At 43.0% G+C, this 18,959-nt stretch carries 29 protein-coding genes; 24 read left to right on the top strand and 5 right to left on the bottom strand.

Features of this window, described 5'->3' with window-relative positions; genetic code table 11:
- Positions 1-424 precede the first annotated feature (424 nt).
- From ACEW9I_RS15150 to ACEW9I_RS15125, 6 genes are all read left to right on the top strand, one after another.
- Positions 425-835 carry a hypothetical protein gene (locus ACEW9I_RS15150; RefSeq protein WP_373541165.1) on the top strand — a complete coding sequence of 137 codons (411 nt, stop codon included), beginning with the start codon at positions 425-427 and terminating at the stop codon, positions 833-835.
- Positions 836-910: 75 nt separating this feature from the next.
- Positions 911-1,711 (top strand): leucine-rich repeat domain-containing protein, encoded by an 801-nt coding sequence (locus ACEW9I_RS15145; protein WP_373541164.1) that lies wholly within the window; start codon positions 911-913, stop codon positions 1,709-1,711.
- Between the two features lie 305 nt (positions 1,712-2,016).
- A complete protein-coding gene (locus ACEW9I_RS15140) occupies positions 2,017-2,808 on the top strand; it encodes an IS5 family transposase (RefSeq protein ID WP_373541166.1) in 792 nt (263 codons plus the stop codon).
- 405 nt (positions 2,809-3,213) lie between these two features.
- Complete coding sequence (locus ACEW9I_RS15135) at positions 3,214-3,606, top strand: hypothetical protein (protein WP_373541163.1); 393 nt, start codon at positions 3,214-3,216, stop codon at positions 3,604-3,606.
- A gap of 303 nt (positions 3,607-3,909) precedes the next feature.
- Positions 3,910-4,515, top strand: a complete 606-nt coding sequence (locus ACEW9I_RS15130) for a DnaJ domain-containing protein (RefSeq protein ID WP_373541162.1) — start codon at positions 3,910-3,912, stop codon at positions 4,513-4,515.
- 33 nt (positions 4,516-4,548) lie between these two features.
- Positions 4,549-4,929, top strand: coding sequence for a hypothetical protein (locus ACEW9I_RS15125; protein ID WP_373541161.1), 381 nt, complete (start codon positions 4,549-4,551; stop codon positions 4,927-4,929).
- Between the two features lie 120 nt (positions 4,930-5,049).
- Here ACEW9I_RS15125 and ACEW9I_RS15120 read toward each other — a convergent pair whose 3' ends face one another.
- The 5 genes from ACEW9I_RS15120 to ACEW9I_RS15100 all read right to left on the bottom strand — a co-directional run bounded on the left by ACEW9I_RS15120 (position 5,050) and on the right by ACEW9I_RS15100 (position 8,162).
- Positions 5,050-5,529: a hypothetical protein gene (locus tag ACEW9I_RS15120; protein ID WP_373541160.1), complete on the bottom strand. Its 480-nt coding sequence runs from the start codon at positions 5,527-5,529 to the stop codon at positions 5,050-5,052.
- Between the two features lie 22 nt (positions 5,530-5,551).
- Entirely contained in the window at positions 5,552-6,628 is a 1,077-nt protein-coding gene (locus tag ACEW9I_RS15115; RefSeq protein WP_373541159.1) for a hypothetical protein, read from the bottom strand.
- Positions 6,629-6,949: 321 nt separating this feature from the next.
- A complete protein-coding gene (locus tag ACEW9I_RS15110) occupies positions 6,950-7,618 on the bottom strand; it encodes a hypothetical protein (RefSeq protein ID WP_373541158.1) in 669 nt (222 codons plus the stop codon).
- Positions 7,588-7,974, bottom strand: a complete 387-nt coding sequence (locus ACEW9I_RS15105; protein WP_373541157.1) for a type II toxin-antitoxin system death-on-curing family toxin — start codon at positions 7,972-7,974, stop codon at positions 7,588-7,590. The genes ACEW9I_RS15110 and ACEW9I_RS15105 overlap by 31 nt, the downstream gene beginning before the upstream one ends.
- On the bottom strand, positions 7,974-8,162 hold the full coding sequence (locus tag ACEW9I_RS15100) for an AbrB/MazE/SpoVT family DNA-binding domain-containing protein (protein ID WP_373541156.1): 189 nt from the start codon (positions 8,160-8,162) through the stop codon (positions 7,974-7,976). The genes ACEW9I_RS15105 and ACEW9I_RS15100 overlap by 1 nt, the downstream gene beginning before the upstream one ends.
- 220 nt (positions 8,163-8,382) lie before the next feature.
- Between ACEW9I_RS15100 and ACEW9I_RS15095 the strand changes: the two genes are divergently transcribed.
- From ACEW9I_RS15095 to ACEW9I_RS15010, 18 genes are all read left to right on the top strand, one after another.
- Positions 8,383-8,595, top strand: a complete 213-nt coding sequence (locus tag ACEW9I_RS15095) for a hypothetical protein (RefSeq protein ID WP_373541155.1) — start codon at positions 8,383-8,385, stop codon at positions 8,593-8,595.
- A 44-nt stretch (positions 8,596-8,639) separates the two neighbouring features.
- The gene (locus tag ACEW9I_RS15090) at positions 8,640-9,482 is read left to right on the top strand and encodes a DUF5895 domain-containing protein (RefSeq protein WP_373541154.1); all 843 of its coding nucleotides are present in this window, start codon (positions 8,640-8,642) and stop codon (positions 9,480-9,482) included.
- A gap of 97 nt (positions 9,483-9,579) precedes the next feature.
- Positions 9,580-9,762 carry a hypothetical protein gene (locus tag ACEW9I_RS15085; protein ID WP_373541153.1) on the top strand — a complete coding sequence of 61 codons (183 nt, stop codon included), beginning with the start codon at positions 9,580-9,582 and terminating at the stop codon, positions 9,760-9,762.
- On the top strand, positions 9,762-10,175 hold the full coding sequence (locus ACEW9I_RS15080; protein WP_373541152.1) for a hypothetical protein: 414 nt from the start codon (positions 9,762-9,764) through the stop codon (positions 10,173-10,175). The genes ACEW9I_RS15085 and ACEW9I_RS15080 overlap by 1 nt, the downstream gene beginning before the upstream one ends.
- Positions 10,175-10,372, top strand: coding sequence for a helix-turn-helix transcriptional regulator (locus ACEW9I_RS15075; RefSeq protein ID WP_373541151.1), 198 nt, complete (start codon positions 10,175-10,177; stop codon positions 10,370-10,372). The genes ACEW9I_RS15080 and ACEW9I_RS15075 overlap by 1 nt, the downstream gene beginning before the upstream one ends.
- A gap of 3 nt (positions 10,373-10,375) precedes the next feature.
- Positions 10,376-10,663 (top strand): hypothetical protein, encoded by a 288-nt coding sequence (locus tag ACEW9I_RS15070; RefSeq protein WP_373541150.1) that lies wholly within the window; start codon positions 10,376-10,378, stop codon positions 10,661-10,663.
- Between the two features lie 6 nt (positions 10,664-10,669).
- Positions 10,670-11,590 (top strand): hypothetical protein, encoded by a 921-nt coding sequence (locus ACEW9I_RS15065; RefSeq protein WP_373541149.1) that lies wholly within the window; start codon positions 10,670-10,672, stop codon positions 11,588-11,590.
- Positions 11,591-11,810: 220 nt separating this feature from the next.
- Entirely contained in the window at positions 11,811-11,966 is a 156-nt protein-coding gene (locus ACEW9I_RS15060) for a hypothetical protein (protein ID WP_373541148.1), read from the top strand.
- Positions 11,967-12,415: 449 nt separating this feature from the next.
- Positions 12,416-12,793, top strand: coding sequence for a hypothetical protein (locus ACEW9I_RS15055; RefSeq protein WP_373541147.1), 378 nt, complete (start codon positions 12,416-12,418; stop codon positions 12,791-12,793).
- Between the two features lie 54 nt (positions 12,794-12,847).
- Entirely contained in the window at positions 12,848-13,273 is a 426-nt protein-coding gene (locus tag ACEW9I_RS15050) for a hypothetical protein (protein ID WP_373541146.1), read from the top strand.
- Between the two features lie 35 nt (positions 13,274-13,308).
- Positions 13,309-13,467, top strand: coding sequence for a hypothetical protein (locus tag ACEW9I_RS15045; RefSeq protein ID WP_373541145.1), 159 nt, complete (start codon positions 13,309-13,311; stop codon positions 13,465-13,467).
- A complete protein-coding gene (locus ACEW9I_RS15040) occupies positions 13,464-14,072 on the top strand; it encodes a hypothetical protein (protein WP_373541144.1) in 609 nt (202 codons plus the stop codon). The genes ACEW9I_RS15045 and ACEW9I_RS15040 overlap by 4 nt, the downstream gene beginning before the upstream one ends.
- Positions 14,073-14,237: 165 nt before the next feature.
- Positions 14,238-15,053 (top strand): DUF488 family protein, encoded by an 816-nt coding sequence (locus ACEW9I_RS15035; RefSeq protein WP_373541143.1) that lies wholly within the window; start codon positions 14,238-14,240, stop codon positions 15,051-15,053.
- A gap of 14 nt (positions 15,054-15,067) precedes the next feature.
- Positions 15,068-15,769, top strand: coding sequence for a tetratricopeptide repeat protein (locus tag ACEW9I_RS15030; RefSeq protein ID WP_373541142.1), 702 nt, complete (start codon positions 15,068-15,070; stop codon positions 15,767-15,769).
- Positions 15,766-15,993, top strand: coding sequence for a hypothetical protein (locus ACEW9I_RS15025; protein WP_373541141.1), 228 nt, complete (start codon positions 15,766-15,768; stop codon positions 15,991-15,993). Before ACEW9I_RS15030 ends, ACEW9I_RS15025 begins: the two co-directional genes overlap by 4 nt.
- Positions 15,994-16,006: 13 nt before the next feature.
- Complete coding sequence (locus tag ACEW9I_RS15020) at positions 16,007-16,462, top strand: DUF2227 family putative metal-binding protein (protein ID WP_373541140.1); 456 nt, start codon at positions 16,007-16,009, stop codon at positions 16,460-16,462.
- 5 nt (positions 16,463-16,467) lie between these two features.
- A complete protein-coding gene (locus tag ACEW9I_RS15015) occupies positions 16,468-17,115 on the top strand; it encodes a hypothetical protein (RefSeq protein ID WP_373541139.1) in 648 nt (215 codons plus the stop codon).
- Between the two features lie 18 nt (positions 17,116-17,133).
- On the top strand, positions 17,134-18,816 hold the full coding sequence (locus ACEW9I_RS15010) for a DEAD/DEAH box helicase (protein ID WP_373541138.1): 1,683 nt from the start codon (positions 17,134-17,136) through the stop codon (positions 18,814-18,816).
- The last annotated feature ends 143 nt before the right edge of the window (positions 18,817-18,959 follow it).

Here is an 18,959-nt window from a genome sequence, read left to right as displayed (position 1 = left end):
ATGACCGCTAATTATCAACAAGCAGAGCTTATTGATAATAATTTATGAAACACTTAGTTTTTGAGGATTGGTAGTGATTGGCTCAAACACAGTCAGGTAATTGATTTGATGATGAGGCTAGCCTCATCGAACTCAGGTTTGTAGATAGTCGTTTTTAGGAAAAATATTGCTTTAGTTCCAATTACAGTTTCTATTTTATTCGCTGTCGTAGCGGATTTCTGTGATTGGCGATCTCGATGACTGTAATCTGCCCTTGGTGGACAATATACCATTCCTAGAATCGATGGTTTTAGAGTGATACCTGATATCCAAATAACCAAATTTTAATCAATACTGATTGTGGATAAAATTAAACTTAATATTGATAGTTCCAACGACATTTTGGGTACAATAAATGAGTAAGTAAGTGTTGAAGAGCATTAGTATGTCAATGTTTTGGTATAAATTTTTTGTTGTTTTATTTGCTCTGACAATGGCGATCTTATTCGATCTCTATATCTACGATCCACGTATTAGAAGAGTTTTAGAGAATGATGATACTAGTAGTATCCTCAACAACGAACTTGTCATCCGATTTATTGCGCCAATAATTTTATGTAGTGCTGTCGGAATGATTGCTATATTTGGGTTCTATACTTATCTGCCCAGTCCTAATGTCTATCAAATCAGCTCGATATTATCAGCGTCTCAAATTTACATCGTCGATGATTACAGTTCGATCGGTGGGGTTTCTTTCAAGTGCGATTCCAATACCATCCACTTAGGAAATGCCGAAGTTAAGGAGGTACCTCGCAGCCGAGCGGTAGACTCTAGTGCTAAACTCTGCAATCAATGAGTGTCTCGTCTCGATCGGATTGTTACGATCGATTTATTAAAATATTCAGAATTTTAAGCATGAGAGGATATTAAGATGGCTGTCAAACCAATTATTAAAAAAAGACTTCCGGCAAAGGTCAAGCAGCTTTCCGAATTACCAACACATGACAATATCGACTACTGGTATAAGCATTCGCTCGAATCTAAGGGGTATGCTTTAACACATCGCCCCGATCTCGATTTCTTCTGTCAATCGGGTTATAGCTTTGTCCACATTGAGCGATTATCCATATCAATTCGTGACTTAAAAACTATCCCCCCTGAAGTTTACCAGCTCCCAAATCTCAGGTATTTAAAAATATGTAGGTGCGATATTCAAGAGTTGTCGGAGGATCTAGGCAAACTAGTCAATCTGGAACGGCTAGAGGTAAGGTACAACCACCTTACTAAATTACCTGCATCGATCGTCAAACTTACAAAACTTAGAGAACTTAACTTACACGACAACAATCTTACCGAACTACCAAGAAATATTGGGAAACTTAGAAATTTAGAAGATTTTGTTCTGTACAATAATTGCCTTAGCGAACTGCCAGAGAGCTTTTGCAAATTGCAAAAGCTAACGGTTCTCAAAGTACATCATAACCAGATTGGAAAACTACCAGATAACCTTGGAAATATGATAAATCTACACTATATTAGGGCTGAAGATAACTGCATTGAGACATTACCCGAAAGTATAATCAACCTGCATAGATTATCAACAATTGAATTATGGGATAATCCGCTAACAGATTTATCGATACTTGGTAAAATGTCGGCAGAATTGAAGGTTAAGTATCCACGATGGAATCCGCTCGACCGTCAATTTTTAACTACTGTTTCAGCATGGTAGGCTGATTGGCTTGAAACATCTTCTTCGCTAATCGATTTTGTCGGGATCTCAACTAAATTTCTGCGTGACCCTGCTGTGCCGCTCTTTCCTGCTGCCAGTAGTGAATTTCAGCAACGCTTGGATGAGCTATCTGTGAAGAAAACTACTGTGATTAACTAAATGCCTAAGAAACTACCTTGGTTCGCAGTATTTAATCAAAGCTTAGAGGATGTTTGGAAAGTATAAACAATTACCAGTAGAGAAAAAGCTTCCGAGACTTGTTAGGCTGGATAAAATTCAAAATCCAAACAGCCATCAAGGAAGCCATGATCCAAGCCTACACCACGGAACTGACAATAGAACAATATCAGTTGCTAGATTCACTTTTACCACCACAAGCACAGAGAGGAAGACCGCGCACAGTGAATATGATGTTGGCGATCCAGGGAATTTTATACATCCTAGTTAGTGGTTGCGCTTGGAGACTAATGCCCAAGGAATATCCACCATATTCGACTGTTTACTACTACTTCAGTAAGTGGCGCAAAGACGGCAGTTGGAAACAGATTCATGACCGTTTAGTAGAATGGGTAAGAATTTCAGAAGACCGAGAACCTAATCCAAGTGTTGCCAGTGTTGATTCTCAGACAGTTCCAACAGCAGCAATGGTAAGTGAGTCAGTCGGCTATGATGCTGGGAAGAAAACTAAGGGACGAAAACGTTTCACGATGGTCGATACATTAGGACTACTGCTGATGGTAAAAGTAGTTGCTGCTGACATTCAAGAGCGAGATGGTGCCAAACAACTACTTACGGAGATGAATAAAGAACGCCACCGAGTCCCTCGATTAGCAAGAATCTGGTTTGATGGAGGTTTCTCCGGTTCAGATTTCCTACATTGGGTGATGGATATTTGTCACTGGATTGTTGATGTGGTCTTACGACCTAATGGCAGCAAGGGTTTTGTTCTTCTACCCAAACGCTGGACAGTAGAACGCACTTACGGCTGGTTGCACTGGTGTCGTCGTCTCAACATTGATTATGAGCGTTTACCTGCTTCTTCAGAAGCTTTCATCCACATCGCTATGATTCGACTTATGCTACGCAGACTTGCTTAATTATTTTATACTCTCCGTATTTCCAAATATCCTCTTAGGGCTAGAAAGATTTCAGTTGGCATTTTTGAGCTGGCAAATATTATTACAACAAAACCACAAGCTATTGGAAGGTAGCCACTATATCTTTTACGAGCTTATTAATCCACCAGAGCGATGAACCACAGAATCTAAACCTGGAGTTAAAAGAGAAGTAGCAGCCAAGTCTTGATAACTTGAATGTTGATAGTAATGGTAAAAATAAATGACTTTAGATATTCGCGCTCGATTAGGCTGGTTTTGGAAAACTCTCGGAAGATGGTAAAGTTATCGGAAACAACTGATTAAAGATTTCAATTTGTCCGATCGAGTATCAATCGTCTGTGATAAAAATCGCTAATTATAGTCTACTTCAAGTTATCAAAAAAAGTGAAAAACATATTAATTGCTATAGCAATCACAATCACCTCAGTCCAACCAATGCCAGCTCAAGCTTGCTTAGGAGTAGCAGAGGAATTTACAATCTTCTTTGATAAAATACCTGTCAAGTTGAATGATCAGACAATTGCTGAAGTTAAGATAGAAAATATGAAACGAGGAGTTAGTACTGCTAGAATTATTCGATTAATTAAAACGAAAAATAATGTTGTCAAAGTCGGCGATCGCATTATCCTAAATTATCGAGTATCTAGTTGTACTCAAGTTGCCCATGTCGGCAATATCGGAACTATTGTTATTAAGGGTTTTGTCAATAGCGACAACGAGCGTAATCTCGTCGCCTACCCCTATCAACGTCGCTATCGCGATGGCTATTTGCAATGAAAAAGTTAACTAAACAGCTACTCGCTATTATTCGAGAGTCACTAAATAATATTAAAAATTCACCAAGGCTTCAAATCTCATTAATAGCAGAGATGGCTTGTATTCTTATATTGTTTGACGATTTATTAGTTGAATTTGCTGGAATCTTAATTTATCTAGTTTATAATCTGATTTCCAATAGTGAAACAGTGTGGAGTAAAGAACAATTGAAAATATCAATGTTTCTCTTTTATATAGTAACTATATTTGGCTTGGTTTGGCTCGATTCAGGATCGTGACAGATTAATATTTTATTAATAACAAATGAATAGTATTAAATTATCTCATAGTCTAAGCATACTACAGTTACCTGAATCAGCATCTCTAGCTGATGTCAAAATCGCCTATCGCACGTTAGCGAGGAGGTGGCATCCAGATCTTAACTCAAATCCCAATGCTGCCGAAAAATTTATCGCGCTCGATAACGCTTACAAAAACGCGATCGAGCTATTAAAAGCGATCGAAGCCTCGACTGTCGATCGTAATCGACAACGACCCAAGGTAGACCGCGAACCTGCTCCGCCACCAAAGGCAGCTAAAACACCGCCACCACCATTGAACGAGCATGATGAGCAAATCAAGACTCAAATGCTTGCTTATATTGCTACTTTGACGAGACGTGGGATCTATCGGGTGGCGATCGCTGAAATTGAAATACTTCAAGCGACCATCGGTGAAAATCTCGAAGTCAATCGAGTACAAGCTGAACTCTACAAAAACTATGGCATTCACTTGGTTGATTGCAATAGTTTTGATGACGCTCGGATTTATTTCAAGAAGGCTTTGGCGATCGATCCCTGTGTTGAGTTGTGGGGAAAAGTCGATCGCCAATATGACCGGATTCAGCTCAAGATGCTTGAATTATCTTGAGTATTTCATTTTAACCTTTTTAAAACTTGACTTATGGGCTACAAAAGCAAACTCAAGCAATCTCAAAGACCACTTCGCACCGCCTCCAAACAGCTTTCTAAGTATCTCAACATTCGAGTCCTCGATACCACATCTCGCCGTTCGTGGGTACTCCTGCACGTCTCTATCCCCAAATGGCATATTGATATCACTGACTGGTTCCACGTCTTTTGTGAGGATGACGAACACCTCCAAATCGAATACACTTTCGATCCAGCAGACTGCGGTACCGCCACATCTATCCAGCTAGCAGGATTGCTGAATATCCTCTGCAACCGGATTGTGACCTCCTTCGCCTATCTGGTTTCTACCCCTGATGGTATGGTTGCTATCGATCGCTTTGGTGAATTAGATACGCATAGCTTGTGGGAATAGTCTATCGATCGGTAGAATTTGGTGTAACACAGAGGGCTTTCCTATTGCATAAATTTATCCGAGGATAATCGCCATAGCCAGATTCAGAAACGAGCCTGTTTATTTATCGATTGCCTGCAATTAGCCAAATAACCCTCGCAGCCATCGACCAAATCGTTGCCCTTGAAATCGGTAATGAGTCTGAGCACGAGTCTTCCAGGAGCGAAAGCAGCTTCGATCGACAGTAAAAGTAGGAACCTTGCCGACATCGTAACGATATTCCCCTTCGGTCAGATTGAGTGGGTCAATGCCTTGCCTCAACTGGGATACCTCAAAGCCCGTCATCAACCTAGCTTCTGGATCGATATTTATTTGCTTGCCTTCGAGATCGTATATGTTAAAGCTATAGAAGTTTAGGAGCTGAGTATGACACGAATGCGTTTTTTCAATTCGCTCCACTATTTTCGACAGCTCCTTTGCAGTCAAAAAAGCAACGCTTCCACCTACGAAATGACTGCCATCATAAACCAATATTTGATAAAGACTGGATTCGGTACTAAAATCTCTCAATTCTGATAGCTGACTAAATAGCTGTCGTTCGATATCATCTGTAATTTCCATAGTTCAATTTATCTTGGTAGATTTACTTATTTAATGTCGCTGGCAAGATAGGATTAGGTTCGGGATTAACTACTGGTTTCTCGCCGATTTTGCGAGAAACTTCAACCCCAACTTCTTCCAAAATCACCGTAGGCGATAAGCTCTCTCGCTCGTCAACTCGCTTCACCAAGACTGTACCATTAGCAAGACGGTCGCCGAGATCGATGTAACGACTGGAGGATTCGTTTGGCAGCTTGACAATAACTTGCGTCTTACCTCCTACTTCAATTATGCCAGAAACTTCGATCGCCATCGCTTGCAGTGGCTTGGCGGCAACTTGTTCCGATCTAGCGGCAATGTCAGTCATCCCAGATGTTTTTGAGTTAGGAGCATTACCTGACACGGGACGCAGGACATTGTGATTTCTAGCTTTAGCAATTTTGGTCGATCCCAATCTAGGGCGGAGGATACTACTATTGGCAGACCCCGATTGAATAGGTTTGATGGCAACTGCAATCTTTGGTAAAGCTCGATTGATGCCAGTTCTAGGAAGAGAGGAGATTGATGAGTTACCATCAGGAATGATGCCAGCAGGGATCGCACCCTTAGTAATCTTGCCATTGCCAGTCATGGGGTTTAAGGCAACCCTAATAGTTGAGCGCGACTTGTGCAAGCCAGATTCGATCGACACTGACTTAATGGCGATACTTCCGGCTTTGATGGGTTTACCCATTGGATCGAGGAGAATTTTTTTAGCTACTTCGATCGGTTGCAGTGCCAAAGCTGCAAAGGGATCGGAGCGACCTCTAGCAATGGTTCTCGCCCAATTATCACCATCAGTCGAAGCGATCGAACCAGCAGCGACATCTACAGATCCAGATTTTTTGCCTGTACTTGTTGGCGTGTTGGTAATGACTGGAGGGATGGTGGCTGCGAGTGTAACACTCGCACCAACAGGAGTCGCTGATACGGCAGCAATGGGGCGAGGACTGACCGCTGGGCTAGCAGCCGCTGGACTCGGACTAGTGGCGGGGGGAGTGGGCTTGTTAGCATCACCGCAGCTAGCTAGTGCGATCGCCAAACTCCCGACCGTTCCTAGATAAAACCAAGATTTATTCATTAATTTATAGACTTTTTTACAGAACCCTAATCGCAGTTAATAGCAATCGCTGATTATCTGATTATTATGCCCTGAAAGATCGGGCGATCGATAGATTCGATCGACGAACATAACGAGGAGGCATCTTGGGCAAACTAACCCTCTAAAAAGTAAGAAATCTAGATACCAATAGTTACAATTATAAGTACTTGAATTCCAAGGATAAAATCGCTCCAAAAGCTGTCTCCGTCTAGAGATCGGCTGTGAATTCACAAATGTACTCTAGCCAGAATTCGAGCTTATTGCTGCTATTCTCAACAAGCAATTAGCGCAGTCGAGCTGTCATTCTAATGGCGCACCTAGTGGTATGGGCGCGAGTAATTCCCGAGTCAATTCTCGCTCTTGAGCTGAGGTTAACGGTCGATAAGGCGGGGCTGAACATAATAGTGCCACCCACACAGCTAACGGCATCAACATCAGACAGAATACGCCCATCGGCTTCAATCCACTATTTCGCGATTGGGAATACAGCCTGTCGGATCGCGACATTCGGTAAGGATTGCGGATCTGCTTGACAATCGTATGCGCGCCTAGATAATCATCGATCGTCACGTAATACCGCGACGGGCTAAAACCGACCTCCGAGCAATAAGACCCATCGTACTGGGCACAAGCTTTTAGACATGCAGCAGGTGGACTATCGGTTTTACGGATGTACTCATCCTTAGCTGGTTCGCGAAAGCCTGGATGTTCGGTCGCGACCCGCTCGGCTAGATACCTACGCTCCGATTCATATCCTTGAATAATCGATCGCTGAAGGAGATCGGAACCATGCAGGAAAATCCATTGGTACTTATCTTGTTCGAGTGAAAGCTGTAATTCTTCAACTTTGAGGACGATATCGGCAGGTGAACTCATAAAGCTTTCAGTATTATCTACACTGATTATTCCCATCAACTGTCGATCGTCCATCACCCTTATTAGATTTTCACCGATCGCAATTGCAACCATAGGGAAATCGATGCTTGGTCTTCTAAATCTGTTGCCAACCGAACGATCGTTGCTACAACTTCATCTTGTGGAGCATCCACAGCATAACCATTTAGCTCCAAAAATACCGCCATCAGCACGAAGCCAGTCCGTTTATTCCCATCGATAAAGGGGTGGTTTTTAGCGATGCCATAACCGTAAGCCGCTGCCAGATCGAATAAGCTGGGCGCGTCTCCATAAGCCAATAAATTGCGCGGTCGATCCAAACTTGCCAAGAACAGATTCTCATCCCGAATCCCATGACTCCCACCATTTTCACTGATTTGGCTGTCGTGAATTGTTCTAGCCAAACGCTCCGATATCCAGGTTGGCTCCATCACTCAGCCAACTCCTGTAAAGCATTACTATATTTGCTGGCAACCTTGCGATACGCCGCCATCCCCGACTCAAATCCCGGATCGCCAGCGACAAGCTCGATGCCGTTAGTTGTCTCGATCGCTAAAATAGTATCCCCTTCACCTACTTGCAATTTCTGTAAGATCTCTGCGGACAAAGTTATGGTCAAAGAGTCGTCAACTTTGTAAATTTTAAGTGATTTTATCATAATTATTGAATTATTTACAATAATTATATCACATCTACTTCTCGTCTTTTGTCAACAATTGCAATTTAAAATATTTTTCTTATTCTCTAATTATCTTATTTACTTTTTAGATTAGATATGATAAGATAAAGAAGGAGAGACAAAAAATGTTGAGCCTAGAGAAAGTACTCAAGCTATGATTATGAGCCAAGCAAAATTAGAAGACTACGCTTTTTTAATAGATCGCCAAAAAGATGCACGTATTTACCAATTGACATCGACTAGACAGTTGTTTCGCACCATTGATTGTATTGACGGCGGCTACCACCTTGACATTTACAATGCAGGTGAATGGCTCCCAGAAGGGATTAAAACTATGAGCCAGATCGTTGACATGGCGGCTAATCCTGAGTAGCTTAGAACCACATCACGGTACAAATACCCCAACCATAAAACCAAATGAAAACCACAGTACAACCACCCGAACTCACCGCCATTACCCCCATTCAAACTACCGGATTAGTCACAACCACCAAAGATCGGTTTGCCGCCGCAGAATATGTCGATACCAATGCGCGACTGCCAAAAATTACCGCTCTACGCGGCGAAAATGGCAAGGAAGAATGTGGTTACTTTCTGACGGAATCAGAACTAGCCAAAGCTGCCTGGGGCTATATCGATGAAAGTGAATTAATCGTATATCAGTATAATTCTGGAGGTAAAGAACGCGGTTTATTAATCCAGAATCCTCGAATGCTCGTCGTCCCCCGCAGCCCCTTATTTGCATTCGATCGCGTCCTTTCCCGTCAAGAAGAACGCCTCTACGTTGTCGGCGCATACCAAAAATCCAAGTATTCCAACCGCGAACAATTTGGCACAGCGCAAGCCTATGAAGTCCTCTTGCTCGACAAAGACAATCAGCCCCTGCATGAAATCGGGCTAGGTTACATCGCTAAAGGCAGCAACCAAGCGTCATTCTCGTCGCATTGGCAACAGCTCGTTACCGAAGTCACTAAGTGTCACGCGATCGCTAACGGCATCCCCGCCCGAGCCAAAGACATCCGCTTCCAGTGCCTGTGCGTATTCGAGTTCGCTACCAAGCGCGAACTAGCGGGTACGGTTGCCAAAAGCCCTGCTTGCAAAATAGACAGCCATACCTCACCTACGCAAGGCAACTGGGAATCGTTTTTCCTCGGACGCAATGACGAAGTTGCCGACAGGTTTCTCAACCTGATCGTCCCTACCACAGAGCTGATTTTGCCAACGATGGCTCAAATTGAAGCTGGTGAGATCGAAGGCTAGATCTAATTTTATCTTTAGCTAACATGCTCGGATTGAAAGCTATTAATAAATCTTTCAATCCGCTCCTATTTACGTGCAGCTATTAAAAGAAATCTAGGTGAAACAAGAATTTATCAAACTCGCCCAACTAATGGGATATCAGCCAACGCCTACAGATATCGATGCCATCCTCGAACAGAAATTCGACATTCTGATGAGAAATGGCTGTATGGATCGCCGCAATATGGAATTAGCTATTCGATCGTATTTCACCGATAAATTACCCAAAGAACACCCTTAATGTACCGCTCCACCGCCGCCATCGGTTCGGCAATTCAACACCTTCGGCAATTCCCCGAAGCCAATCGCGATCCGATCCTAATCCATGCAATTACCGAACTGGAAACCGCTCGATCGATCCTCGTCCACCGCTGGCAAATCCGTAGCTCGATCCACTGGAACAGCAGTCCCGCCAGAATTAAATTTAGCACTACCCAACGGTACAACGGCTTTGTCTTTGATGCCAATTGGTCACTTCACAGCGGCGGCATCGCACTGAATAATTTCGTCGATCTCGTCGGTATCGCGGGAGATCGCCAAGAACGATGGTGCGATATCATCAAATCCCTCAACTTTGCCAGCAGTTGGCTCAATCGAGACTTTGGCAATGAAGCTACCTTCAAACAACTAACCCTAGCGATAAATCTCAACTAATGGACGAACTCTACCCGCTCGAACTCGAAATTGTTAAATTCCTTTATCGCGGCTACAACGCTGCCGATATCGCCTCCCTCACCACTCTCACTAAAAAGGGAGTGAGCGACCGTATTCGTTCCATCAAACAAAAGCTTGATGTCACTACCATCAAAGCGATCGTTTCAACCTATACAGCCACGCTAGCATCTAAATAAATCATGAAGATCGAAGCCTTTATTTCATCAATGTCAGAGCTTAAATGGCAGCTAGTAACTCCACCGAATAGCAATATCGACCGCAGTTTAGTCAAGCAATCTTACAGCTCAGAAGGGCACAGTATTCGCCTAGAAATTTTGCTTTGGAATAAAGATAATTGCATTCAAAAAGTTAATCTTAGCGTTAATTCTGGGCATAATAATAGTGATACTGAAATTACTAAATGCAACTCTGCCGAAGAAGCTTTGTATTGGATTAAAGAAGGTATTAATCATTGCCTTTCCATCTGATATTTTATGCTTTATAACTATCCAATTATCAAATATCCGATCGATATCGAACAAAAGCTTCAAAACCAATTAACGACGGTATCTTTCTCAACAAAGCCAAGCCAGTTAAGCTACATTGCCAAGCCACAAAAATTAAGTCGGCTGAGTTTCTACTTAATCTGTGGCTGCTGGATTAGCACAATCGTCATCCTGTTCGGGTTATACCTCACGACTCTATCCGCTGAAATATTAATCCTCGCCATCGCAATTCTGGTAGGAGGGCTAATTAGGTACCAACGGTTTCAACAAACACAGCAAGCTCATAAATCTCAACAACAGCATCGCATCTCTGCCTCTCGCAATAACCAACGGCGAAAGTCATTAGCCAGAACGCCTGATGACGCTTTCTTATCCGAACGCATCGATTGGTCTGATAACGTGCTGGAGCTAAAACGATCGACCGATCCCATCTCGACCGAAATCGATCCAGCCATCAAATATTTTCTCAAACAGCTCGCGCAGCTCCCTGGGACGGCTACTATCGGGCATACCTATAACTCTAGGTCGGGCTTATCCTACACTACTGGCATCGAATTAATCGTCCCGAACGGGCTGGGGATCGCCATCGAGATCGATAAGCCCTATCAAGATTCAGGCGAACCCTGTCACTGCTGGGACGACAACGATACCGATAAACAGCACGACCGCTATTTGCTGAGTAAAGGCTGGATTGTCGTCCGCTTTACCGAGCGGCAGACAATTACCAATCCCAAGGGCTGCTGTGGGGTTATCGCTGAGTTAATCATCGAACTAATTCAAGACAGCTCGTTGGTAAAACTAGCAAAGTCAGCAAAGACTTTAAAGGTGTGCCCGCAGTGGTCTGTTAAAGAGGCTAAACGCATGAGCAAGCAAGGATTTCGCACCCATTATTTAAGAGACAATAGCTGATATCTTATTTATTTTTTAGATAAGATATGATAGAATAAAATAGTGAAGTACCAACTAGATTCAATTAAATGCAGCTCAAAGTTAACGATATTTATCGAATCAAATGTGCGATCGGGCGTACTCTGTTTTTAGGACGCTACAATTGGAGCGATCTAGTTGACTAGTTGAGATCGAATCTGACGACTATGGCGGTAAAGAAGGTGCTTATCTGCGCTTTAAAATGAGTCAATCTAGTGTTAGTTTCAGCAGTAATGGCATAGTGCATATTCATTCGATCGGCGGTCGCAAATCGGTTAAATTCACCCATCTCGATATCAACGACTCGATCGATCTAATTCTTACTGAGTTAGCTGCTGTTAGTGCAGGGAAGGTTTAGCATTCAATTGGAACTTGAATCAAGCCAAAATCGGATGCTACGTCAAAATATTATTAAATATTTAGATGATAAGCAGCCGATTTAATTATTATTCTAAATAGTCGGTCGTTAGTAATAGATTGCAAGTCATTCAAGGGAATACTAAGTATAGTTTCCGATCTACGGTATGAGTGGAGAAAATAAAGGCTGGGTTTCTTTCGACTGGGACACTAATATTAACTGGGGATTTGTCAATAACAAAGAAAAATGGTTGAAAATTGTCAATTACTATCGAGAACGATCTGACCTCGATATTTATACAGCTAGGCGAAGTCAAGATATATCTTCTTACTTTTTACAATTTGGCTTCTCAACAACTCACACGGGAGTGCTAACATTGGGCGAATTCTTTGATGCCAATTCGATGCCTCGTTTGTAGCCAATATCCGCCAATTTTTTAAATACCCGCCATGCCCAAACAACCAACTAGCTATTCATTAACCAACCATGCTTGCAGTCATTGTGGCGGTCGAATCTTAGCGCGATCTGGTGGAGCTGGAATCAGTGGCTATATTAATTATTTATGCTCCTGTTGCGAAGCATCGGGATCTGGCATGATTAATCCGCCTATTTGTTATTGCAACATGAAGTGGCGCGGCTCTGATGTTAGCAACTACCGTTGCGTCCATAAAGAAGAACTAATTACCTCTCCTTGGCTTAAAGACGCTTGCGCTCACTCTGGTTATGACTTCGACTCACAGCAAATGGTCGGCATGGTTTGTTTAGAAGCTGAAAAAACTGCAAGGAAACGCTGGGAGAATGTTCGCAAAGAGGCAAAAACATCATGAACATCCTCGATCAACAAGAAATAGAGTAGACAAAAATAACTAAGATTAAAATTTATGAATACTTCAGAAAGAATTGATTTTTTTTCAATAGCATTTACCGCAGATATTATTAGATGTAAAAACGATCCTGTAAAATTATCTGCGCTTGAGATCGAAGTCGAACAAATGCTAGAAAAAGTATTCAAAAAAATTTCAGACCGACATAAAGTAAAAGGAACTTTTTATCTAATTATAGCGATGCTTAAATCTATTATTACTAAGCAGTCAAAGCTAGACATAATCAGTAAGGAAATAAAATTAATTACCAGTGAAGCAGCTAAGTTAAGTAAAGTATTATTAAAACAATATCGCGATCGAGAAAAGTTAGAAATTAATGAGGGCATAGATTTACTGATTAATTCTATACCTCAAGGTGATTGCTGTATGAACTATCCATTTCAGGCGATCGTTGAAGACATAATGATGGAGATTGGTATCTAGTTTCAAAATTGATTAATTAATTCAAAAATAAGAGTATGAACCGACTAATCTACGACATCGAGATTGCCAAGGCAATCCCAGGTAAAGAACGTAACACGGAAATCACATCAAAAATTTTAGATTTAGGATTAGCAAGAGAGCTAGTCGATCCGAATACTGGCAAGAAATTACAATTAGCAGGGTTAGGTCGATGACAGGTAGAGTAGAAAACGACCATTATCCAACTCCCAATTGGATGACCGAATCACTGATTAAACATGCCAATATTCAAGGCTCGATGCTGGAATGCTGTGCGGGAGAGGATTTAGCAATAGCAAAAGTTTTTGAGCGAGAAGAGCGAATTAGGAAAATCTGGACAAATGATTTTTACTTCGATTTCGTAAGCGATTATGGACGCGATGCAACATTGAAGCATAATTGGCAGAGGTTTCCGATTGTTGAATGGGTTATAACTAATCCACCCTTCACCCACTATCTTCCCATCCTGCAACATGCTTTAGTCCATGCAAAAGTAGGAGTAGCAATGCTCCTCCGCGTCACTGCCGACGAGATGGTGGTGAGCGATAAAAATAAAAGTCGATATGACTGGTGGGCAGACAACCCCGAAAGTTTAGCCATCAAAATGCCTCGCTATTGCTTTGCGAAAAGCTCAAAAAGCGGTAAATTTAGCACCGATTCAGCTTACTGCCAATGGTTTGTTTGGCGCAAAGATGGGTACCAATATCCCAGCCCAGTCATTCGCTTACCTTACGATCGGATTCCCAATTTCAGTCGCCAGCCAATTATAACTAACGAGTGAGCGAACAATTCCAGCAGACATAGAAATACTAAGATCGGATCTAACTAAATTAATAGAGTCAAGGGCTAAGGCGATCTCGAAGTTCCAAGATCGAAAAGTAGCTAGCCTCGACAAAGAAATTAGACAACTTCAAAATCGAATTTACAACCTTGAAGGTCGAAAACTGTGAAGCAAATAATCCGTGGAATTACCCTACACCGCCCTTGGAGCCATGCGATCGCCAAACTTGGCAAAAACATTGAAAATAGATCGTGGGAGTGCCCTCTCCCAATTGGTAGTTACCTTGCCATCCACAGCGGTAGCAAGTGGGATGCTCAAGCCCAGGCAACGATCGAGCGGATAACTGATACCAAAGTCAAGCAATCAGACGACCCACCAGGACAGATCGTGGCAATCGTTAGATTCGGCGGCAACGTCACCGCATCATCATCCCCTTGGTTCATCCCAGGCAATATCGGCTGGCAACTCCCAGATATTACCCCAATCGATCCCATTCCTGCTAGGGGTCAGCAAGGACTGTGGGAGCTACCTCCCGAACTACTCGATCGAGTCCGAGTCGCCTATCAAACTGCTACTACTAAATTCCACGACATCTATACCTTCGGCTACGGCAACCGAATCGATTATACCGAATTACTAGAATGCTTCGATCGCAACGCCATCTCGACTTTAATCGATGTTCGAGCCAAGCCTTATGCTTGGAGTCCGATTTGGGATGGGAATTCAATTGCCAAGCTGTGTCTAGATCGCACAGTCGCCTATCAGTCCCTGCCAGAATTGGGGAATACTAGCGGTTCGAGCCTCTGGATTCCCCCAGACCTAACCCAAGCCAGGGTCGCCCTCGCGCAAGTCACCAATCTCCTCAAGATGGGCAACGTGCTACTAGTATGTGCAGAGAAAAATCACAAGCAATGCCATCGTGCCGAAATTGCTTTGCAACTTCAAGATCGAACGAGCTGCGCCATTACTCACAAAAGCTAATTGGAAATAATTAAATGGACGACACTTTTGCTAAAAAACTTGAAGAGTTACTGACGATAACTCTCCAAACGCACCAAGATAGTGCCGACGCCTATATCAATCGCGGCTACCTGAGAATTATGCAGCTCGAAGACTATGCTGGCGGATTAGCCGACTTAAATCGGGGCTTGAGTCTCAACCCCAACAATCACTATGCTTTCTACAATCGCGGCTACCTCAGAGAAACCCAATTTCAAGACTATTACGGGGCATTGACTGACTACAATCGAGCGATCGCATTAAATCCGAACTACGGTCGTGCTTATGGTGCCCGCGCCGCCCTCAAATATCTGGAGTTCAAGGATTTTTCAGGTGCTTTAGCTGATTATAACCGCACGATCGAACTCGACCCCGATGACATCATCTCTTACAACAATCGTGGCTTACTAAAGGTAGCCTTACGAGACATCAATGGTGCTTTAGCCGACTATAATATCGCGATCGAACTTGCGCCTAATGACATTGCGGCATATTGTAATCGCGCTACCCTCAAAGCGATCGAACTCGAAGATTACGCGGAAGCATTAGCCGATTACAATCGTGCTATTGAAATAGATCCTGACGATCCGAAGCTTTATTATAATCGGGGATTGTTGAAGGAGTATAAGCTTGAAGATACTTACGGAGCTGCCAAAGACTATAAATTAGCAAGCGAGAAGGGGATTAACTTACCATGAGTAATCTCATCGAAATTACTGAAGCAATCGTCATCATCGTAGTTGCCTCGATCGGATTATCTTTTGCTTGGGTCTTTGTTTGTTATATCGTGGAAAATGTGAACAACCATAACAGCTTCCTTACTTTCATTAATGAAAAAGGTCTGCCAATCGAAAAAATGACCAAAGTTTTTCCATTTTTTGTAGTCTTGATTTTTATCTTGTATCGAGCCAGCTCTCTCTAAATTAATAGAACCAATGTCATCAGGTAAAGCTCACGATCTATCGATCGCCATCATGCTCCCTCCAGTAGTCATCACCGCCTTCATCTATCTCCCTACATTCATCCATACCGCCGCTGCACCAATAATCGCCATCAGTGGCTACCTCATCGGAGGAGTTTGGATGAGTCCCGATATCGATCTCAAACAATCTCGTCCCAGCCAAAGATTGAGTATCCTTTCGCCACTCTGGAAACCCTATCGAAAAGCGTCTGGACATCGGGGGTTCTCACACGTTCCAGTCGTCGGCACGTTGTCTCGGATGATTTACATTGCCATACCCGCAATCTTTTGGGCATTAATAGTTAGCTACAATCCCACTAATTTTCTGTGGCAAAACCGAGAGAATTTAGCAGCTATATTTTTGGGACTTGAAGCATCCTGCTTCGTGCATCTAATCATGGATTATGTACCAGGCTTAAACCGCAACTAAAAATCATGAAACAATTCATCAAGTCTTTATTCGATAGAAGAGAACTATATCGAGTCATCGAAACAGACAGAAGGGGTCAAGAATTAATGACTTTGTATTATATCTACAAAACAAATCTAAATTTCCTGCCGATGACACGGTTATACCTTGTTATTAAAGATGGAGAATATTATGTTAAATATGGAAAATGTGACATCACTCATGGTAACTCGACCTACCAATTTCCGTCAGGTATCAGTACATATATAGATTCTGATTGGTTATACGTAGATAAGGTTGCTACTCCAAATACCTTAAAAGAAATTGCCGCAGCTACTCTAGACACACTTGCTGCTGAAATAGTTAAGATTATTCAATTTGACGTAAAAATACAGGATGAGTCAGTTGTTGCAAATGACGTCGAAAGAAAGTTGCTTCAGGCAAAAAGAGCAGAGTTATGGTCTGAATACCATAACCCATTTCAAATCACGCTTGGTAGTCTTTTTGCGCGATTAGAGAAAGAGAGAGCTGTCCTAGAAGGACATCTCTCACCAAATATGCCGGAGATAAGTAGCGATGTCTCATTATTATTAAATACGGAAATTGGATCGGACTACTCCGAACGACAACTAAAAGTAAATAATCTTTTGGAATCTTTCAAGGAATTAGATTAATGGTACTAAATATTGAAAATGAATAATTACCAACTCCGACCGTACCAGCAATCTCTAGCAGATGAAGCGATCGAGATCTTTACAAACTCGGCATCGCTATTGCTCCAATTGAGTACGGGCGGCGGCAAAACGATCGTCTCAGCGCATTTAATTAATATTGCCATTCGCTCGGGTGCCAAATGCTTGTTCTTAGCGCACCGCGAGGAACTAATTGCCCAAGCTGCCGACAAGCTAGCCGCAATCGTCGGGCAAGAGCCTGGAATCATCAAAGCTGGATGTCAGCCAAATTACGATCTACCCATCCAAGTTGGCTCTATTCAAAGCATGGTCAGACGCTTGTCCCGTTGCCCCAAATTCGATCTAATTATTGTCGATGAATGCCATCATGCCACGTCAAAAACATATCGCGCGATCCTCAATTATTTTCCCACTGCCAGAGTTCTAGGCGTAACTGCCACCCCAATCCGGTTGGATCGGAGCGGCTTTAGAGATATTTTCAGCAAGATGATAACTGGGGTGACTACTCGCGAACTGATCGATTTGGGTGCCCTCAGTCCCTATAAATACTTTGCTACCGAACGATCGATGTCGATCGTTGGCGTCGGCAAAAAAGGTGGCGATTATAAATCTAGCGATGTTGCCACTGCCAACCCCGTCGAGGGTTTAGCTGGAGATTTAGTTAAATCTTACCGCGACTATATGAACGGCAAGCAAGCAGTAGTCTTCTGTGTCAACATCGAACACTCGATCTCCATCTCCGCTCACTTCAACGCCGCCGGAATCAGATCGGCGCATTTAGATGGCAATTCTACTCCAACAGAGCGATCGACGACAATGGCAGCTTTTCGAGCGGGTAAAATCCAAGTACTGACCAACTGCGCCCTGTTCGATGAAGGGTTGGATATCCCTGGCTTAGATGGTGTTATCCTCGCTAGACCCACAGTTAGTTTAGGTCGATATCTTCAAATGGTCGGTCGCGCCCTCAGACCGTGTGAAGGCAAAGAACATGCAGTTATCATCGACATGGCTGGCAATTGGGATCGACATGGCTTGCCCTGCGACGATCGCCAGTGGAGTTTAGATGGAGTGCAGGTCAAGCCCAGAGATAAGACCAAGCAACTCCAACGCCAACCCACAGGTGAGGTAGTCGAAGTAGCAATCGATCTGACTCCCACCGGAATCAAATTACTCGAAATCGCTAAAACAGCCCTAACCCCAGAAATATTGCGCTGGTTCAACCAGATCGACTGGTTAGTTACCATCCAAGCCGAACACGGTCATCGCAAAAGTTGGTGCGTGAGCGAACTGCTCAAGTCCCAAGAGCAGCCGCCACTTGTCGCTTGGAAATACTTGGGGAAACAGCTCGACTACCATCATGGCTGGGCAAAGTACAAGTTTGCCGAATGGAAAGCACCGATGGGTAATCCTCAAGCTGAAGACAATGAATTTATTCATGACCTGTGGACGGTAGCACTCCAGCGGATGAACCCAGGCAATCGCAGCTTATTTGAGCTATTTGGCACCCTCGAATCGATCGTGGGGAATCGGGCGATCGTCCGCATGAAGTCAGAAACGATGAAAAGTATCGCTGCCCGAAACATGCCCATCCTAGCCAGCCTCTTGTCTGAGATGTTAGGCAGATCGATAGCAGTCGAACTTACCGTAGCCGCACCAGCGCAAATATTTGAACTTTGCTACTAGATTCCATTCGTGACAAGTTAAGAAGTGATCGCAGTTGTCAAGCGGGTTTGAGAAGATGGCTTAAAGAAGAATTGGTCGCCACTTCGTACATGTTCAGGAAAAGGGGCAATAATCAATTTGACGTTGGGTTTACGAATAGATTT

Origin of the sequence: Chamaesiphon sp. (assembly GCF_041738855.1) — a bacterium.
In the GTDB taxonomy this organism is placed as follows: domain Bacteria; phylum Cyanobacteriota; class Cyanobacteriia; order Cyanobacteriales; family Chamaesiphonaceae; genus Chamaesiphon.
This window is presented reverse-complemented; position numbering and strand designations above follow the sequence as displayed.

Coding starts and splice junctions, on each gene's coding strand:
- ACEW9I_RS15045 (WP_373541145.1), top strand. CDS start 13,309: ATGAACCGACTAATCTACGACATCGAGATTGCCAAGGCAATCCCAGGT.
- ACEW9I_RS15050 (WP_373541146.1), top strand. CDS start 12,848: ATGAATACTTCAGAAAGAATTGATTTTTTTTCAATAGCATTTACCGCA.
- ACEW9I_RS15040 (WP_373541144.1), top strand. CDS start 13,464: ATGACAGGTAGAGTAGAAAACGACCATTATCCAACTCCCAATTGGATG.
- ACEW9I_RS15130 (WP_373541162.1), top strand. CDS start 3,910: ATGAATAGTATTAAATTATCTCATAGTCTAAGCATACTACAGTTACCT.
- ACEW9I_RS15140 (WP_373541166.1), top strand. CDS start 2,017: ATGATCCAAGCCTACACCACGGAACTGACAATAGAACAATATCAGTTG.
- ACEW9I_RS15115 (WP_373541159.1), bottom strand. CDS start 6,628: ATGAATAAATCTTGGTTTTATCTAGGAACGGTCGGGAGTTTGGCGATC.
- ACEW9I_RS15145 (WP_373541164.1), top strand. CDS start 911: ATGGCTGTCAAACCAATTATTAAAAAAAGACTTCCGGCAAAGGTCAAG.
- ACEW9I_RS15105 (WP_373541157.1), bottom strand. CDS start 7,974: ATGGAGCCAACCTGGATATCGGAGCGTTTGGCTAGAACAATTCACGAC.
- ACEW9I_RS15065 (WP_373541149.1), top strand. CDS start 10,670: ATGCTTTATAACTATCCAATTATCAAATATCCGATCGATATCGAACAA.
- ACEW9I_RS15120 (WP_373541160.1), bottom strand. CDS start 5,529: ATGGAAATTACAGATGATATCGAACGACAGCTATTTAGTCAGCTATCA.
- ACEW9I_RS15020 (WP_373541140.1), top strand. CDS start 16,007: ATGTCATCAGGTAAAGCTCACGATCTATCGATCGCCATCATGCTCCCT.
- ACEW9I_RS15015 (WP_373541139.1), top strand. CDS start 16,468: ATGAAACAATTCATCAAGTCTTTATTCGATAGAAGAGAACTATATCGA.
- ACEW9I_RS15030 (WP_373541142.1), top strand. CDS start 15,068: ATGGACGACACTTTTGCTAAAAAACTTGAAGAGTTACTGACGATAACT.
- ACEW9I_RS15075 (WP_373541151.1), top strand. CDS start 10,175: ATGGACGAACTCTACCCGCTCGAACTCGAAATTGTTAAATTCCTTTAT.
- ACEW9I_RS15095 (WP_373541155.1), top strand. CDS start 8,383: ATGAGCCAAGCAAAATTAGAAGACTACGCTTTTTTAATAGATCGCCAA.
- ACEW9I_RS15125 (WP_373541161.1), top strand. CDS start 4,549: ATGGGCTACAAAAGCAAACTCAAGCAATCTCAAAGACCACTTCGCACC.
- ACEW9I_RS15025 (WP_373541141.1), top strand. CDS start 15,766: ATGAGTAATCTCATCGAAATTACTGAAGCAATCGTCATCATCGTAGTT.
- ACEW9I_RS15010 (WP_373541138.1), top strand. CDS start 17,134: ATGAATAATTACCAACTCCGACCGTACCAGCAATCTCTAGCAGATGAA.
- ACEW9I_RS15060 (WP_373541148.1), top strand. CDS start 11,811: ATGAGTCAATCTAGTGTTAGTTTCAGCAGTAATGGCATAGTGCATATT.
- ACEW9I_RS15150 (WP_373541165.1), top strand. CDS start 425: ATGTCAATGTTTTGGTATAAATTTTTTGTTGTTTTATTTGCTCTGACA.
- ACEW9I_RS15090 (WP_373541154.1), top strand. CDS start 8,640: ATGAAAACCACAGTACAACCACCCGAACTCACCGCCATTACCCCCATT.
- ACEW9I_RS15080 (WP_373541152.1), top strand. CDS start 9,762: ATGTACCGCTCCACCGCCGCCATCGGTTCGGCAATTCAACACCTTCGG.
- ACEW9I_RS15070 (WP_373541150.1), top strand. CDS start 10,376: ATGAAGATCGAAGCCTTTATTTCATCAATGTCAGAGCTTAAATGGCAG.
- ACEW9I_RS15110 (WP_373541158.1), bottom strand. CDS start 7,618: ATGGTTGCAATTGCGATCGGTGAAAATCTAATAAGGGTGATGGACGAT.
- ACEW9I_RS15055 (WP_373541147.1), top strand. CDS start 12,416: ATGCCCAAACAACCAACTAGCTATTCATTAACCAACCATGCTTGCAGT.